Here is a 16,936-nt window from a genome sequence, read left to right as displayed (position 1 = left end):
TGAAATACTCAACCCCCCAAAACAACCAATGCACCCTAACATCTGGTATCCTTTCACCCAAGCAAAAACTTCTCCTCCACCCTTAAAAGTAAAATCCGGTCGTGGAATTTGGCTGGAATTGGAAGATGGACGCAAAATTATGGACTGCATCTCTAGCTGGTGGGTAAATATTCACGGACATTCCCATCCCAAAATTGCTGAAGCGATTTATCGTCAAGCACTAGAATTGGAACAAGTAATTTTTGCTGGATTTACTCACGAACCGGCCGAACAACTCGCAGAAAAATTAGTTAAAAGACTTCCAAGCGGATTAAACCGAGTTTTCTTTTCCGATAATGGCTCAACTGCTGTGGAAGTTGCGCTGAAAATGGCTTATCAATATTGGGTAAATCAAAATCAGCAGCGTCAGAAGTTTATTGCTTTTGAAGGAGCGTATCACGGTGATACATTTGGAGCAATGTCCGTAGGTTCGCGATCGCTATTTTCTCAAGTTTTTTCAAATATGCTGTTTGAGGTGGATTTCTCACCTTTTCCTGAAACTTATATCGGTGACACTTCTGTTGAGAAAAGGGAAGAAGCAGTTTTATCTCAGTTGAAAGAAAAATTACAGCAAAATCCTCAACAATATGCTGGCATTATTATTGAGCCTTTAGTACAGGGTGCTGGGGGAATGCGGATGTGTAGGCCTGAGTTTTTACGGAAATTACAGAAATTAGTTAAACAATTTGATACTTTGTTGATTTTTGATGAAGTGATGACTGGGTTCGGGAGAACTGGGGGATGGTTTCCTAGCATTAAAAGCGGAGTTACACCGGATATTACTTGTTTATCAAAGGGGATTACTGGGGGGTTTTTACCGCTATCTGTTACCGTATGTTCGGAGAAAATTTACGATACTTTTTACAGCGACGACCCGATAAAAACACTGTATCACGGTCATAGTTATACGGCGAATCCTTTGGGATGTGCTGCTGCTTTAGCTTCTTTAGAGTTGATGGTAGAAAATCAACCTGTTTTTAGCAGTATGGAAGCCAAACATTTACAGCATTTAGAAGCTTTACAGGGAAATCCCCAAGTTGAAAAGTTGCGGGTAACGGGTACAATTGCAGCGATGGATATTGTAAGCAAGCAAGAATCTGGATATTTGAATAAAGTCGGTTTGGACATTCGAGCAAAGTCTTTGGAAAAAGGTTTACTTTTACGTCCTTTAGGAAATGTACTTTATATAATGCCGCCTTATTGTATTACGGATGAGGAATTGTCGCAGGTTTATGAGGGAATTTTTGATATTTTGAAGAATCTTTAGATTAGATACCTTATGAATGTTGTATCTCTATTTTCGGGTTGTGGAGGATTAGATTTAGGCTTTCATCAAGCTGGATTTAATATTATTTGGGCCAATGAACATGATAAGTCTATATGGGATACTTACGAATTTAATCATCCGCATACGCAATTAGATAAAAGGGATATCAGAAAAATAGTTCCCGATCAAATTCCTGACTGTATTGGTATTATAGGTGGTCCTCCTTGCCAAAGTTGGAGTGAAGCTGGCTCACAAAGAGGTATTGATGATAGTAGAGGTCAATTATTTTTTGATTATATCAGAATTATTCAAGAGAAAAAACCTCTGTTTTTCTTAGCTGAAAATGTCAGCGGTATTTTAGCTGAAAAACACGATAGAGCTTTTACAAATATATTAGATCATTTTAAAGATGCCGGATATAAAGTAACTTATAAATTATTAAATGCTTCAGATTATCTAGTTCCTCAAGATAGAAAACGAGTAATTATTATTGGTTATCGAGAAGATATAGGTAGAATATTTGAATTTCCCGATGTACTCAATACAAGATTAACTATTGGAGATGCTATTTACAATCTAAAAGATATTGAAGCCTTACCAATAGATTCAAAAATGGATAAAAGCCATTTGGAAATACCAAATCATGAATACAAAGAAGGTAGCTTTTCTAGTATTTATATGTCCAGAAATAGAGTAAGAACTTGGGACGAACCATCATATACAATACAAGCTGGTGCTAGACACGCTCCTATACATCCCCAAGCCAACAAAATGATTTGGGTTGAGAAAGATAAATGGATTTTCGATCCAGAATCAGCAAAACCATATCGCAGATTGTCTGTTAGAGAATGTGCAAGAATTCAAACCTTTCCAGATAATTTTATTTTTAAATACAAGTACATTTCTGATGGTTACAAAATGGTAGGAAATGCCGTCCCCGTGATGTTAGCAAAAACACTAGCAAGCAAAATATTTATGGACATACAAAAATATTTAAATTCGGGATTTTGCAATTTACGTAAGGAGGTTTCAACACAATTAACATTGTTTTAGCTATTAACAAATAATTTCCCCTCGCAAAACTGTAACAGCTTGTCCGCTGAGAAAAACTCGATCTTTTCCCGGATATTTCACCTTCACCACACCACCGCGATTTGATGCTTGATAAGCTAAAAACTCGTCTTTATTTAATTTGTTTCTCCAATAAGGTGCGAGACAGCAATGAGCAGCACCAGTTACGGGGTCTTCGTTAATACCTAATCCCGGACAAAAGAAGCGCGATACAAAGTCAAACTTTGAGCTATTTTCAGCTAAGCTAGTAACAATAACTTCTGGAAATAGCTTTGCTAAAATTGTAAAATTTGGCTCTATTTTTGTCACTAATTCTTCTGATTCAACTTCTATCAAGTAACCTAAAGAATTTTTCATTACTGTTTTAACAGGTACTCCCAAAGCTTCACTCATTTCTGGAGGTGTAGAAATAGCTTCCGAAGAATTCGCGGGAAAATCTAACTCAATCCAATCTTCTTGCTTTTTGGCAATTAATAAACCGCTTTTAGTATGAAAACGGGCTGCTTCGTTGTGTGAAAGATGATTTTCCGACCACAAAACGTGAGAACTAGCAAGGGTAGCATGACCGCACAATGGTACTTCTGTTGTGGGAGTAAACCAGCGTAAACTGTAACCGTCTTCTTGTTTTACTAAAAATGCGGTTTCTGATAAATTCATTTCTTTTGCTACATTTTGCATCCATTCGTCATCTTTGGGAGATGGTAAAACACAGACAGCAGCGGGATTTCCTGCGAAGGGTTTGTTGGTGAATGCATCAACTTGGATAATGGTTTTCATGTTTTAAATTTAGTTTTGATGGAGGAAGAAATGATTTTTAACGCAAAGTTTCGCGGAGGTTAGCGCAAAGGTTAGCAGAGAGATATTTTTTAAGTAGTTTACCTAAAATAGATAGGTCGCTATTTGCAATATATGCGATTTTTTAACCTGATACACGGTACAGTTAATATTTTTTTTGACTAGAACAGTTGTAGAAGTTTGTAACTTTGACCCTACTGTTGTCGGTTTAGGATGAGCGCTTATTGCTGCGGTTTTTACTGTAGTGCTTTTACGAATTACTCGGCAGCTAATACCACATAGGCAATACTGGGGAAGTTTGAGAATAAACGATTTAATTATTTATCTAATTATTGGTACATCTAAGAAAGTTGTGAGCGGTACACCTCTTTCACAACTTATAACATTGTATTTATACGCTACTAAGACTTTCGATTCAAGCAACTATGTCTAAAGGATGAATATAGTATATAAACTTTTATGAACTTTTGATATTTACGATTTTAATTAACCTTGCCATACTTAAAGGAGTTATAAAGTTAACAAGAAAAATAAAGATTTTATCATTATTAAATGGAGTTTGATTGTGGAAAATATTATTGAAAGAATTTTTAGAACTGGTAGAATTACTCGACACGACCAAAATTGGTTATGCAAGAGAATGTTATCTGACAAACCTCTCAACTACGAGCAAAATCAAAGAATTCGTAAATTGCATGATTTTGTACGTATGGGATTTGTACAAGTTATAGATTAAATAAATTTAGTTACCAATCAAATATAAATAATTAGGGGAACATCTGAGGATTTATAGTTTTAGAATAATATCTGAAGACTGTTGCTCGTAACCAATGAATACTCAAACACGCTCCAATTCTGAAAATGTTTACTCTATCTTGAGTCAAACTCAACGTTTGCGAATTAGCGATGGAGAAATCAAACCCGTTTTAGATGGTTGCTCGAATGCTTCGCAATTACTCGTACTGATTTGGTCGCAGTTGGGGGATTTTGATAACTTAGAATACACTTGGTGGCTGCGAAGAGAAAGAGAAAAGCTCCAAGCTAAAGGAATTGTAATTCGCGCTATTGGAATTGGCGATCGCAACTCCGGTATCAAATTCTGTAACTACACTCAATTCCCTCAAGAATGGTTATTCGTAGATTCCCAAGCTGAAATTCACAAAAATTTACAACTTTATCAGGGTTTAAATGTAAACTTCCCCATGCTCTCAACATCACAAAAGGCTTGGCTGAATTTGATGCTAATGTGTGCTGGAATTGGTAGTCCCGGAACTTTAGGGGAAGTTTTTAGGGGTTATAAAGGAGATAAAAAAGCTCCTCAATTGATTGCTGATGAAGAAGTTGTTCGCAATACACCTCTACCACCAATCAAAGGTTCATTTTTCAAAAATGCTGGAGGAAAAGGTTTTCAGCGTCCTTTTGAACTCGCAACTCTACGCTTACGAAATATGACCGAAGTTTTGAGCAACTGGAATACTTATGTACCAGATTCGGCTTATTTAACACAGCGGGGAGCAACTTTTTTGTTTGATTCCAATGGTAAATTAATCTACGAACATCGCGATCGCGGTATTCTTGGTTTTGCTGAAAATATGAGTAATCCTTTATCTTTTTTACTTGATAGCTAAAGCGATGTATTTATAAATTTACAGGGTATTGGGTAAAAATTGCAATGAATAATATTGAAGTAATTCAAGAACTCTATGAGACATTTCGAGACAAAGATTACGAAGCATTTCGGCGGATTTGTGACCCTAGCATAGAATGGATTCAAAATGAAGGATTTCCCAACGGCTCGACTAACTACGGTGCAGATGCAGTCATTGAGAATGTCTTTAAAGCGTTTAATAATGATTGGGAATCTTGGAGATTTGAGATTGAAGAATATTTAGATGCTGCGAATTCTATAGTTGTAATTGGTTTTTATGCAGGGGTTCATCTTAGCAAAAAATCCTTTCGCTCAAATACAGCCCATGTATACGATTTAGCTGATGGTAAAGTTACTAGGTTTCGGCATACAGATACTAAATTAATTTGGGATACCATGTCCTAATCTAGTAAATTAATAACTTCAGATCGTAAATTTAGAGTTGTTAAAAATAAGACTGGGGATGCCGTAGTAAGTTGGTAATTATTTTACAAACACGAAATATTCAACTAGTCATAACAAACAAATTAAAATAGCCAGTATTTTGTATCATCAACTACTAATTACTAAAATTCTCCGCGTAAATATATTTACATACCTTGACTTTTAATACAAAATTAACCAATTTATTTTCAAAAATTGTTTTGAAATTACTTACAATTTCTGAGTACTGTTGTATATCTAAATATAGTTTACTATCATCTTTTGTAAAGCAGCATACAACTTAGTCTAGTTGTTGCTATAAAATTGCAATAGTCCTTGAAGTCGTCAAATTTATCATGATTAAAGTAGCATCCGATATCTCGACCTTACTAGTTACTGACAGTAAATGGAAGGATGAAGAAGATAATTATCAGTCTGAGGAATACTTAGCTAAACTCCAAGATTTAATTAGCGAACGTTGGGAAGATGTTTGGCAAGAAGTTCAAGCAAGAAAGCAGGAAGAAATAAAGCTTAATTAGCTTTTCTCGTATCTTAAAAAGGGCTAGTGGATAAAGGTAAGAATCTGTGTGGTTTTTTGCCTTTATCCTTTAACCTTTAACTATTTCTTAATCTAATCATAGTTAATTAATAATTACGAATTATGATAAGTTTGTTTCAGCACTGCTTCTATGGAACCAGTATGTTTGTACAACCTAACAAGTTCGTGGGCTGGTGTTTCTCGTTTTTGCAAAAGAGTTTTCAATGGTGTTAAGAACTCAATATCGGGGTCATCTGCTAATGCGGTTTCTACTGCTTGTAAAATCTGTTTAGCATGATTAAAAATATCCTCGCGATCAAATCCTTCTTGTGCGGAAATTTTGTGTTTTTCAGCATCTGGTACAATTGCTCTACCAAGTAATGATTCGTCTAAAATAAGACCTTTCAATAAAGCTAATAATCCAGCATAAATAGAAAAATCACTACAGCTATCAAAAGCTTTAAATTCGATTCTGCCAATTTCTGCGGGAATGCGAGCAATTTTTGTTAAAGATGGTACGCTTTTGATTAGTTCTTCTTGTTTTTCTAAAAATACCATCGTGGCAGGTCTGATTCCCGTTCTTACAAAAGTTCGTACAGAAAAGCCTGACCACAAAGTACCTTGATAAAAGGGAGAACTGTAGCTAAAAGGAATAATATAAGGACTGTAAAAAGTCAGTTTTTTACCAATATCAATGATGCGTTCGGTGGTTAATCCTACCATCGAAATATTCAAATCAGGTCCGTAGGTAAGCATGGGAATATTCGCAGTTTGCTTTTCAGGAGAAGCGTTTCTGCGTATGGTTTCATATTCATTTAAAGGTGGATTTGGGACGAACGCATCGTAGTGAGGATTGAAGCTAATTAATGCTGGTGAAAAACCATATTCTGCTGCGGTTTCTTTCAACAAGCGAAAACTTTCGGTTAATTCAGCAATAGCACTATGAATATCGGGATTTATAGTGGTTCTAATTTCGATTCCCTTGGGTACGCATTCAATAACTTTTTCGGAATCAGTAAAGCGCTCAAAACCTTCGATATACCAGCGCTTTTCTTTAATTCCAGCGTCTCCTATTCGTAATTCGGGATAATCGTCTTTGTAAACAGGTAACTTTTCGACTATTTGGTTAAAATCAGCAAATTTTACCCGTGAAAAATCAGCAAATTTGCCAGCATTGTCAATGAAAGCAACCTCATGTTCGATGCCAAAATGAAACATTATTTATTCCTTTGTAAAAAATTATAGTTGTGGGTCAATTGAGTTGAAATAATGACAAGCGATCGCTATTTCTAAGCAGGGAATATACTTAAATAGTAAACGATCGCTCAATGAAAAAAGCCGCATAAATTTAGCTTCAAAATTTGCTAGCTATAACCTCCATGATTAGATAACCAAAATTCTAATTCCGATGGCGGATATCAGAAATGCCCCAGTCAAAGTTTAATGACATAGTTTTCATCGATTGATATTGATTTTTCCTTGTTCAAGTCCTGCTGGTCTTGCCAAAAGGAGAATTAATACTGTTTGTTGGATATCAGCAAGGTTGACTTGAATCACAATACACCTCCTAAAAAAAACAGCAAACTTTTTTGTATAAACTTAAATAGAAATAATTATCAATAATATCATTATAATGAATTAAGCATGAGAAAGCAGGTTTTCGTAGCTACGGAAATAACGCTTGCATATGATGAACAAAGGCTCTAAGACTTATGCCGCGAGCTAAAAAAAGCATCGATCAAAACCTACTTATAACAATGTACATATCAAGCAAAAATCTTTTTTTATATTGATTAGCACTAAGCGATCGGAAAGATAATTAGACGGCGAGTTAGGATGTATTTGGGAAAGTTAGAGACGTGAGTTATGACCAGTTCCGTTCAATCTGCCTACAGCAGCGAGCAAATATCCGCTTGGCTGCGTGGGCTGCTGACTATTGCTTGGGCTGATGGAAACTTTGACGAGCAAGAAAAGCAATTAATAACTGCGATCGCCCAAGAAGAATTAGTTCCTGGGATGAGTGTAGAGTCATTTGAAACGATAACGCCAGAAGAATTAGCAACTATTTTAGGTAAAAATACCCCAGTTGCAGAAAACTTCTTACGAACTGCCGTAATGGTAGCCATTGCCGATGGAATCTATTCTCCCAGCGAAGACGAGTTATTACAGAAACTGTGTGAAGCTTTAGGAGAGCCGAAAAACCTGCTGGAATCTCTGCGCCAGACTTTAGAAAATCCTCAACCAGCAGAAGCCGCTTCAGGTGCTGCTTCACCTCTTACACCTCCAGGAAAGCCGCCAATTGAAGCCTTGAATCCCCTGCGAGACTGGCTGGACGGTTTGGACGTTCAAGACCCCAAGCTTGCCCGCTTTTTATGCAAAATGATTCCGAATCAATGTCCTTTTGAGCGGGATGTCAAGCTATTTGGGCGCAAAGTCATACATATTCCTCCCTTGTGCAAAATAAATCCGCTATACGAACAACTCGTAAGCTTGCGCTTCCGTGCTTTGTCCTATTTAGCAGATGATTGCGAGGAGGATATTTCGGAATATATTTAGTTTGTTTGAAATAGAATAGGGCATTGGGGATCGGAGAAAGGAATTTATCGGACTTACCCACGGACAACGGCAAATATAGTGTTCCAAACATACAGATCCCCCCAACCCCCCGATAAATTGGGGGGCTTTGCGTAAGTTTTGATTTAGACCGCTTTCAAGCTAAAAATCTTAATAATTGCTATGTTGGAACTAGAAGGGAAAAGTGATATTTACTATTTCTTTGTCATCAACATTCTATGTTTAATTATGCTGGTTTGACTTTCAAATAGTGATAATATTATTTCTTCTATATAGTGGGCTATTAGGAATAGTTTAGTGGTCAGTAATTGGTAAAACCAATACCCCATGCCCCATGCCCCATTCCCATTTTTTATAATTATGCAATTTATCGACCAAGCAAAAATTGAAGTAGAAGCAGGTAAAGGTGGCGATGGTATGGTTGCTTTTCGTCGGGAAAAGTACGTACCTGCTGGCGGTCCTTCGGGAGGAAATGGAGGACGCGGTGGTTCGGTGATTTTGGTTGCTTCTCCAAATTTACAGACTCTACTGGACTTTAGATACAAGCGTCGTTTTGTAGCGCAAAACGGTTCTCGCGGTGGGCCGAAAAATTGTACCGGCTCATCTGGAGATGATTTATTAATTGAAGTTCCTTGTGGTACTGCTGTTTATAATGGTGAAACTGACGAATTAATTGGCGATTTAACTAAACCCGAACAAACTTTAATAGTTGCAGAAGGTGGTAAGGGTGGATTAGGAAATAAGTGTTTTTTGAGTAACCGCAATCGCGCTCCCGAATTCGCTTTACCGGGGATGGATGGAGAAATTAAAACCTTACGTCTAGAGTTAAAGCTGTTAGCAGAAGTCGGAATTATTGGATTACCAAATGCTGGTAAATCTACTTTAATTTCAGCTTTATCGGCAGCACGTCCCAAAATTGCCGATTATCCTTTTACTACCTTAATCCCGAACTTAGGAGTAGTTCGGAAACCTACCGGAGACGGAACGGTTTTTGCGGATATTCCCGGATTAATTGAAGGTGCTTCCCTTGGTGCAGGATTGGGACATGATTTCCTGCGTCACATCGAGCGTACCCGTGTATTGCTCCACGTCATTGATGCCACTAGCGAAAACGTAGTTGGCGAATATAAAACGATTATGCAGGAATTACAGTCATATGGGCGGAAATTGCGAGAAAAAACGCAAATTGTTGCATTGAATAAAATTGATGCTGTAGACAAAGAAAGTGTGGATTTAGAAGCATTAGCAATGGAGTTAAATCATCTTTCCTACGCGCCAGTTTTCATTATTTCGGCGGTGACTGGTGAGGGTTTACAGCCGATGTTGCAGCAAATTTGGGATACTCTTGATGCTTTGAATGCTAATGAAGTTGAAATTGAAATACCAGTTTCTATCCAGTCATTTTAATTTCAAAAATATGTTGAGATTAATGGTGATACAAAGAAAGCAACGTCTCCCAGTGTTTTAGTTTGTATCAATATTTTTTTTCGATGCACCAATCTTGCATGGTGCGTTAAACGTATCAAAGCTATCGGTTCAAGTGACAGTCTTGCGTTTAACACACCTTACAATTTATTTGAGGGATGTTTTTGTAGTAGTTGATGGCTGTGGTTTTTGCTGCGGTTTCATCAAATTTATTAAAGTAGCAATTAAAGGTACAAGAAAAGCTAAAACTAGAATAATCGCGGCAATTTGAAATATTACAGGTCGTTTGCGTCCCTTTGTAGGATAACCGCAGCTAAGACAAATTTCTTCTTCACTACTGTTAAGAACACCGCAAACTTTACAAGGTTCTAGAGACATTGTGATGCTTCTATGTTTTTCTCTTTAACTATAAACCTGTTTTAAGATTAAATTTGAGTTGGTAACTTTAGATTAATAGTTTATTTAGTTATTATCCTAAATAACCAAATTTAGGACAAAAATTTTAAATTAAGGCAGTTTAATTAGAATTTAAAATCAAGATTATAACCAAAAACGAAATAACAGCCAAAACTTGTCACCAAAAGCCGCAGATAATAAACCACATACTACTGCTACTATAACTATTATCCCCAATAAACCAGCAAATGTTTGAGCATCAACTACAAATCCTAAACCGATCGCCAAGAAAATGCCAAAGATAAAACCGCAGCCAAAACGAGCGATAAATTGAGTGCGATTATCATTTTTTTGCTTGGGTTGATTGTTCTTATTCATTAATTCACATATTTGGGAAAATTCTCGTATTTTTATAGTTCCCAAATTAATTTAAATATGAACAAGTTTCACAGAATTAGAGAATTTTAATTCCTAATTCTCAACTTTTAACTTTTAACTCATTCAAACTTTAATAAACCAGCGCTGACGGTACATAATATAAGCAACCGCTAACCATAACAGTACGGTAACAAAAGCAAAAAGTAACGAACCGTTGAATTTACCAGCCCATGAAGCAAAGATATTTTCGTAAATCCAGGTGTAAGTCATGGGTGCTTCTGCTCCTACACCAACTTTAGTTTTAACCAAGACTTTGATTAAAATAATCGAAGCCATAAAAATTGCAATCGCGTTCAATCCCATCACTTCAAAAGGTTTAGCCCAACGGCGAATTTTTCGCACTTCAATTAGTTCGTAACAACCCGCAAGCAGCAATAAAGCCCAACCAGCCGTAAAAATTACATAGGAACTCGTCCACAGTTTTTTATTAATCGGGAAAAAGATGTCCCATGTTCCACCGATTACTAAGCAGGTTAAACCAAATAACACTAAATCCATGCTCGTAGAGGAATTTACCTTACTATTTTTGAGCAAATTTCCGGTGAAATAACCAGCCAAAACACTCACAACAGATGGAATAGTACTAAATAATCCTTCTGGATCTCCCATAAAATTGAAACCATCCCCTTTATATAAATGCGCTTTGGGAATAATTAAGCGATCAATATAAGCACCAAAGTTACCAACTGCGGTTAATTCCCCCGCTCCGTAATTGGGAACAGGTACGTACATCATGGTTAACCAGTAAGCAACAAGCAATATTCCCGCAACTATCCATTGTGCTTTACGCGGTAGAAAAAGGACTATCAAAGCAGCGAACAAGTAAGCAAGACTGATACGTTGCAGTACACCCATAATGCGGATAGTACTTAAACCAAAAGTCCAAATACCTTGATTCCAAAAGCCGTTGAGAAATAAACCCAAAGCAAAAAGAATCACAGCGCGGCGAAAAATACGTCCCAAAGCCGCATTTGGCTTATTGCCTTCAGTGTATTTTGATAGCGAGAAAGCCATTGCTACACCGATAATAAACAGGAAGAACGGAAACACAAAATCTGTTACCGTCCAACCATTCCATTCAGCATGAAGTAGCGGGGGATAGACATTATCGGCAATACTCGCCATATTTACAAGTATCATCAGGGCGATCGTTATACCGCGAAAAACGTCCAATGAACTCAAGCGATTAATTGTTTGAGACACATTAGGAGCAATTGTATTCATTTTTATACGTGCTGCATATCAGTGTTATTAGATGAAATTCATTATAGATGCTTTAAATAATTATGTAGCAAAAAGCCCGCAGGCTAGAAGCCTGGGGCTAATACTACAAAGCCCACCTTCGTGGGCTAATAACTCTCGTATCGGAGCAAAGCTAAGGTGGGCTTTGTTTTTGTAGCCGCACCCATAAGCGGGTGTCGGATAAAGTATTTATTCAAAATTGCGATGCTCCTGTACAAAAGTGCCTGCGTAAATTTATGTTTACGCAAGCACAAGAAGCTAAATACTCAACTTAATGCTTTTATTGCTCCAATAAATCAAGCATCTTACTGGTAAATTTTTAGTAATTAGAGTTTGTTTTTACAGGCATCGTGAAGTTACCTTGAGCTTTACCGTTACCATTTCCGTTCCCATTGGAATAACCGTTGTTACGCGGTAAAATTACACCGTAACCGCCGTGGTTGCGTTCGTAAATTACGTTAATCTCGTTTGTTTCGCTGTTGTGGAACATATAAAAATCATGTCCAACCATACGTAATTGTTCCAAAGCTTGGGAAGTTGTCATCGGCGGCATGGCAAAATATTTAGTACGAACTACTTCTTCGGGTAATTCGGGAGTGCGATCGCCAATTAAATCTGTGACTAATGAATCTGGAACTACTTCTTCAATAATGTTTTTGTCGTCAGCGTGAATAGTTAAATCGCGTCGTCGTTCCTTGTATTTTCGTAGTTGACGGGCAATTTTATTTGCAACTAGATCGATGCTCGCATATAAACTCTCGCTGCTTTCCTCGGCGCGAATCACGTTACCGTTAGCATAAATTGTTACTTCGGCTGTCTGATTTGGAGTAACCCTAGGATTTCTAGCCACGCTCAAATGCACATCCACCTCGTTAGTTATATGCTGAAAATGACTTGCGGCTTTTTCTATCTTCTGATGCACGTATTCCCGAATCGCATCCGTGATTTCAATATTTTTGCCGTGGATGACAAGCTTCATAAAACTCTCCCGCTCGAATACTTATTTGGTATGAAGAAAATTTGAACAAAAAGCTACGGTAAGTGTCACAACTACCGTTTTCATTACGTTCTGAAACGTTTACACTATTTTTAGGTTCTTTCTTAATGCGAAAGTTTCTCATATTTAAGCTAAACTCCAATTGAATTAACTCCTAATCAATTAAAAAATTAGCTAGATACCATTCGCATGATAGCACTTTGGCTTTTAAGAAGACGTAATGGCGATCGCCCGTAGAGAACTCCTCCCCACACAACTGAGTTATATATTCAACTTAACACTTCATTTTTCACAAAACTGCTTTATGTGACTTTCCTTTAAAATCCTTTGCATTGCTTGACATTTGTTTATTCAATCGCGGTAACTTGAAACACATTGAGTGTCTTACACTTCTTGCCTTTTACTAGTTTTTATAGTATGTCTGCCACAAATAACCGATGTTCGTTATATAACCAAGTAGTAATGCCATATTTAGATGGATGGATGTGGCAAAAAGAACTTGTTGGTCAGCGGATTAAAGACCCAAGTTTAGATGATGTGTTGATATTGTTAGAACATCTTCCCGTATACACTTTAGGACGAGGAGCAAGTAGCGAATTTCTCAAATTCGATCCTGAGAAAAATACCTATGAAGTGCATCGAATTGAGCGAGGTGGTGAGGTAACGTATCATTGTCCCGGACAACTGGTAGGGTATCCGATTTTAAATTTACAGCGTCATCGTCAAGACCTACATTGGTATTTACGTCAACTAGAAGAAGTATTAATTCGCGTCTTAGCAGTTTACAAATTGTCAGGAGAACGTATACCATCACTCACTGGTGTATGGGTTGAAGGTCGTAAGGTCGCAGCAATTGGTATAAAAGTAAGTCGCTGGATTACCATGCACGGATTTTCATTAAACGTTTGTCCTGACATGAAAGGCTTTGAGCGGATTGTGCCTTGCGGTATAGCCGATAAAGCTGTAGCTAGTTTAACCGAATGGATTCCCGGTATTACCTGCACGGAAGTAAGGATTCACGTTGCAAGGTGTTTTGCTGAAGTGTTTAACGTGGAATTAATTGAGCAATTTCCAGAAAATTTTCATCAACGTTGAGGGTATTGCCTTGAGTAGGATAGGATGAACCATCACCCAATATACTTTTTAGGTAATTTTAATCATGATTTTAGGACTTACGCATTTGTTACGAATTCCCAATGGTTTGGGATTGCTTCCCGACCGTCGCAATGACTGCAATTACGTTGTCCGTGCGTAAGTCCTGGATTTAATTAACAAATATTTATTTTTAAAAATCAAAATTATTAAAATCATGCATTTAAGTTAAAGTTAACCGATGCAGAATATATATTTTGAATATATTTTGAATAAATCTTGCACAAAAATTCTCAAAAAGCTCCCGTCGCAGAAAATGTTTAGCCGTTGTATGAAATATATAAGATATTCATCTATCCAACCTTTGATTAGTGTATACCGATTTAAAATACGTTTACGATGAATTTGTGAAAAGCGATATTTCACCTGAATCAATAAAAAACTTCGGTATAGATTCGCCGAAAAAAGCAGAAGTACACGCTCCACCCTTAGTGGAATTCAACGAGCGTGACTGGAAAATCTTGGCGGAATTATTTGATAGAAAAGACAGCGATGAAATAGAAGAAGATATTAACAAAGCATTAAGCTGGATGGTACCAGAACCCGCTTGGGAAGATGAACCGTTAGACTTCTTGCAGGACTATTTGTAAGAAAAGTTAGGAATTGAGAATCTAAGATTGATAATTAATAAATTATGGCAAATATCGAGGAATCAATAACTTACGAAGGTGGATGTCATTGTGGAGCGGTGCGTTTTCAGGTTGTAGTTCGCGAGCGCAAAGCTGACGACTGCAATTGTTCAATTTGTACCAAGAAAGGTTTTATACATTTAATAGTGCCGCAAGATCGGTTTACCTTATTAAAAGGTGAAGATAATTTAACGACCTACACGTTTAATACTGGTGTAGCAAAACACAAATTTTGTAAAAACTGCGGAATTCATTCTTTTTATATTCCTCGCAGTCATCCCGACTGTATTGATGTCAATCTACGCTGTCTTGATGGTGATGTAATATCTCAGTTTGAAATAGTACCTTTTGACGGTCGAAATTGGGAAGATAATGTTCAGAAATTACAAAAGTAGGGAATTGGAGATGGGGGATGGGTAATTGGTAATTGAAAGAGTTAGGAGTTAAGAGTGAGGAATTAACAATTAATATTGTTAATTAATTTCTCCTTGTCTCCTTGTCTCCCCATCCCTCATCTCCCCATTCCCTATTCCCTTCCGCAATTAACCTAGCATCTGAATATTAGAAAAGATAAACTGCATGGGCTTGGGTTTTCCTTCTACTTCAGTGGTGATTGTGCGTTCGTTAATGATGAAATAATCGCCAACTTTTTCGTATTTGTCGTCAAATTCGCTTTTACCACCTTTTTGTTCGCCTGTTTTCGGATCGTGGTATACCGAATCATAGCGATGAGCTAGGTAGCCTGCGCCGGTGTCGTGGGTGCTGAAGGTGTTGATTGTAACTACTACACCGTGGATGTGACGGTGAACGAGAACTACTTCGCGATCGCGAATTTTGTATTTATCACCAGAAGCCTTACCACCAACTAAAACTTCCACTGCACCGGATTCGTCGGTATCACCTTCACTAAAAGTATTGTCTTTGTGGGAGTCTTCAAATTCGCGTCTAATGCGGTGAATAGCAACTTCCCATAGCTGATTATTAATTGCTTCTTTGGCTTGTTCGTCTTCTATGTCAAAAACTTCCGCTTTCAAATCGGGGTTAACGCGGACTTTTCCTTTAAATTCTTTACCTTCATATTTATAAGTTACATCTGCTGTATAACCGGGGAAATTTTTGTCCCAAGTGTAACGGTTGTCATAAGCAGCTCGTAAAAGTTCGCGAGCAGAAGTTTTAGCTACAGTCATATATAATCTCCTATCGTCTTTGATTATGTTAGCTCGAATTGAGGGAAGCCCTACGTGCGATCGGCAAGTAAAGAGCGGATACTTTAATCAAGTTCGACGAGAACGTAACGTGAATAAAGTAACTTCTGGAGGACAGTTAATTCTTAGAGGAATATCGCTGAATCCGATACCGCGATTAACATAAAGGTGATTACCTTGTTTTCCATAGTTTTTAATCCAACCGTCACCGTATACTTCTTCACCTTTAACTAATGATACCCAAGACCATTGTGGTGCAAAGGGTAGCCGAATTTGACCGCCGTGAGTATGTCCTGCAACAGCAAGAGGTGCGGTTTGCGGTGGAAATGCCTCAAAGGATGCCGGATTATGCATCATCACCATACGAGGACTATTTTCGGGAAGTTGTGTTAAAGCTTTCTTAACGTTGGAATTATTAGCAATATAAGAACCAATTCCGACTAAATAAAGCGGTTGATTATTTGCTTCTACGACAGGTGAATTAATCTTAACTGCTTGATTTTGCAATACCGTTACGCCTATTTTTTCTAATGCAGCTTTAACCTGTTTTCCAAGTTCTGGTTTTGGTGGTTTATGACTGTAGTCATGATTGCCTAATACTGCATAAGTCGGAATGTTTGCTGTTATTAATGGTTGGATTGCGTTAGTAACTTTACTAAGTTCTTCTGATGCATTTGGTAAGGAATGATAAATAAAATCGCCGCTAATTAACACTGCTGCGGGTCGTTTTTCCACAAGCTTTTCAATACTGCGGCGCATAGTACCAGTATTATCAAACCACATTCCTACTTGGAAATCAGCCAGTTGACCGATACGTTTTCCTTCCCAAGCAGGTGGTAAATTAGGAATAACTGCTGTTTCTTCTTCAATATCAAAAAACTTTGGTTCAATTAATCCCCAAATAATTAGAAAACCGAATATTCCGAATAATCCTAAAACTGAGTATTTTAAAAAATTCGTAATTTTCATAGATTTTATGCGAAATTCATCTTCTACAGGACTTACGCAAAAGTGACGAAATTACGTCATTACGAGCGTTCATCGTTAGCGTTCACGAAGTGCGGCTCAGCGTGTCCAAAGGACATAGATGTTCCCGG

19 protein-coding genes are annotated in these 16,936 nt (G+C 37.4%); 11 read left to right on the top strand and 8 right to left on the bottom strand.

What is annotated here, in order from left to right; translation table 11 throughout:
* The first annotated feature begins 28 nt into the window (after positions 1-28).
* Together bioA and VB797_RS12640 are read left to right on the top strand one after the other, a co-directional pair.
* Entirely contained in the window at positions 29-1,306 is a 1,278-nt protein-coding gene (bioA, locus tag VB797_RS12645) for an adenosylmethionine--8-amino-7-oxononanoate transaminase (RefSeq protein WP_323238039.1), read from the top strand.
* A 12-nt stretch (positions 1,307-1,318) separates the two neighbouring features.
* Positions 1,319-2,359: a DNA cytosine methyltransferase gene (locus VB797_RS12640; RefSeq protein ID WP_323238038.1), complete on the top strand. Its 1,041-nt coding sequence runs from the start codon at positions 1,319-1,321 to the stop codon at positions 2,357-2,359.
* Positions 2,360-2,362: 3 nt separating this feature from the next.
* Here the strand turns inward: VB797_RS12640 and VB797_RS12635 are convergent, their stop codons facing one another.
* Positions 2,363-3,154 carry a PhzF family phenazine biosynthesis protein gene (locus tag VB797_RS12635; RefSeq protein WP_323238037.1) on the bottom strand — a complete coding sequence of 264 codons (792 nt, stop codon included), beginning with the start codon at positions 3,152-3,154 and terminating at the stop codon, positions 2,363-2,365.
* Between the two features lie 583 nt (positions 3,155-3,737).
* Between VB797_RS12635 and VB797_RS12630 the strand changes: the two genes are divergently transcribed.
* The 4 genes from VB797_RS12630 (at position 3,738) to VB797_RS12615 (ending at position 5,782) form a co-directional block, all read left to right on the top strand.
* Positions 3,738-3,908: a hypothetical protein gene (locus tag VB797_RS12630; RefSeq protein WP_323238036.1), complete on the top strand. Its 171-nt coding sequence runs from the start codon at positions 3,738-3,740 to the stop codon at positions 3,906-3,908.
* Between the two features lie 94 nt (positions 3,909-4,002).
* Entirely contained in the window at positions 4,003-4,800 is a 798-nt protein-coding gene (locus VB797_RS12625; protein ID WP_323238035.1) for a peroxiredoxin-like family protein, read from the top strand.
* A 44-nt stretch (positions 4,801-4,844) separates the two neighbouring features.
* On the top strand, positions 4,845-5,225 hold the full coding sequence (locus tag VB797_RS12620; RefSeq protein WP_323238034.1) for a nuclear transport factor 2 family protein: 381 nt from the start codon (positions 4,845-4,847) through the stop codon (positions 5,223-5,225).
* 374 nt (positions 5,226-5,599) lie between these two features.
* Positions 5,600-5,782: a hypothetical protein gene (locus VB797_RS12615; RefSeq protein WP_323238033.1), complete on the top strand. Its 183-nt coding sequence runs from the start codon at positions 5,600-5,602 to the stop codon at positions 5,780-5,782.
* A 113-nt stretch (positions 5,783-5,895) separates the two neighbouring features.
* Here VB797_RS12615 and VB797_RS12610 read toward each other — a convergent pair whose 3' ends face one another.
* The gene (locus VB797_RS12610) at positions 5,896-6,999 is read right to left on the bottom strand and encodes a glutamate--cysteine ligase (protein WP_323238032.1); all 1,104 of its coding nucleotides are present in this window, start codon (positions 6,997-6,999) and stop codon (positions 5,896-5,898) included.
* A gap of 648 nt (positions 7,000-7,647) precedes the next feature.
* Here VB797_RS12610 and VB797_RS12605 point away from each other — a divergent pair.
* Both VB797_RS12605 and obgE read left to right on the top strand, forming a co-directional pair.
* Entirely contained in the window at positions 7,648-8,337 is a 690-nt protein-coding gene (locus VB797_RS12605) for a Mo-dependent nitrogenase C-terminal domain-containing protein (RefSeq protein ID WP_323238031.1), read from the top strand.
* Between the two features lie 378 nt (positions 8,338-8,715).
* Positions 8,716-9,762, top strand: a complete 1,047-nt coding sequence (obgE, locus tag VB797_RS12600; RefSeq protein WP_323238030.1) for a GTPase ObgE — start codon at positions 8,716-8,718, stop codon at positions 9,760-9,762.
* A 165-nt stretch (positions 9,763-9,927) separates the two neighbouring features.
* Here the strand turns inward: obgE and VB797_RS12595 are convergent, their stop codons facing one another.
* The 4 genes from VB797_RS12595 to hpf form a co-directional block, all read right to left on the bottom strand.
* Entirely contained in the window at positions 9,928-10,158 is a 231-nt protein-coding gene (locus tag VB797_RS12595) for a hypothetical protein (protein WP_323238029.1), read from the bottom strand.
* 162 nt (positions 10,159-10,320) lie between these two features.
* Positions 10,321-10,554: a hypothetical protein gene (locus VB797_RS12590; protein WP_323238028.1), complete on the bottom strand. Its 234-nt coding sequence runs from the start codon at positions 10,552-10,554 to the stop codon at positions 10,321-10,323.
* Positions 10,555-10,677: 123 nt separating this feature from the next.
* Complete coding sequence (locus tag VB797_RS12585; RefSeq protein WP_323238027.1) at positions 10,678-11,838, bottom strand: acyltransferase family protein; 1,161 nt, start codon at positions 11,836-11,838, stop codon at positions 10,678-10,680.
* A gap of 337 nt (positions 11,839-12,175) precedes the next feature.
* Positions 12,176-12,835, bottom strand: coding sequence for a ribosome hibernation-promoting factor, HPF/YfiA family (gene hpf / locus VB797_RS12580; RefSeq protein ID WP_323238026.1), 660 nt, complete (start codon positions 12,833-12,835; stop codon positions 12,176-12,178).
* A 435-nt stretch (positions 12,836-13,270) separates the two neighbouring features.
* Between hpf and lipB the strand changes: the two genes are divergently transcribed.
* The 3 genes from lipB to VB797_RS12565 all read left to right on the top strand — a co-directional run bounded on the left by lipB (position 13,271) and on the right by VB797_RS12565 (position 15,029).
* Positions 13,271-13,948, top strand: a complete 678-nt coding sequence (gene lipB / locus VB797_RS12575) for a lipoyl(octanoyl) transferase LipB (RefSeq protein ID WP_323238025.1) — start codon at positions 13,271-13,273, stop codon at positions 13,946-13,948.
* A gap of 404 nt (positions 13,949-14,352) precedes the next feature.
* Positions 14,353-14,595, top strand: coding sequence for a hypothetical protein (locus VB797_RS12570; protein WP_323238024.1), 243 nt, complete (start codon positions 14,353-14,355; stop codon positions 14,593-14,595).
* 41 nt (positions 14,596-14,636) lie between these two features.
* Positions 14,637-15,029, top strand: a complete 393-nt coding sequence (locus VB797_RS12565; protein ID WP_323238077.1) for a GFA family protein — start codon at positions 14,637-14,639, stop codon at positions 15,027-15,029.
* A 147-nt stretch (positions 15,030-15,176) separates the two neighbouring features.
* Here the strand turns inward: VB797_RS12565 and VB797_RS12560 are convergent, their stop codons facing one another.
* Both VB797_RS12560 and VB797_RS12555 read right to left on the bottom strand, forming a co-directional pair.
* Positions 15,177-15,821 (bottom strand): DUF3386 domain-containing protein, encoded by a 645-nt coding sequence (locus tag VB797_RS12560; protein ID WP_323238023.1) that lies wholly within the window; start codon positions 15,819-15,821, stop codon positions 15,177-15,179.
* An 87-nt stretch (positions 15,822-15,908) separates the two neighbouring features.
* Positions 15,909-16,808 (bottom strand): metallophosphoesterase, encoded by a 900-nt coding sequence (locus VB797_RS12555; RefSeq protein ID WP_323238022.1) that lies wholly within the window; start codon positions 16,806-16,808, stop codon positions 15,909-15,911.
* Positions 16,809-16,936 lie beyond the last annotated feature (128 nt).

Origin of the sequence: Rivularia sp. UHCC 0363, assembly GCF_034931125.1 — a bacterium.
Taxonomy (GTDB): Bacteria; Cyanobacteriota; Cyanobacteriia; order Cyanobacteriales; family Nostocaceae; genus Rivularia.
Note: the sequence above shows the minus strand (reverse complement) of the source record. Positions and strands in the feature narration are given on the sequence as shown.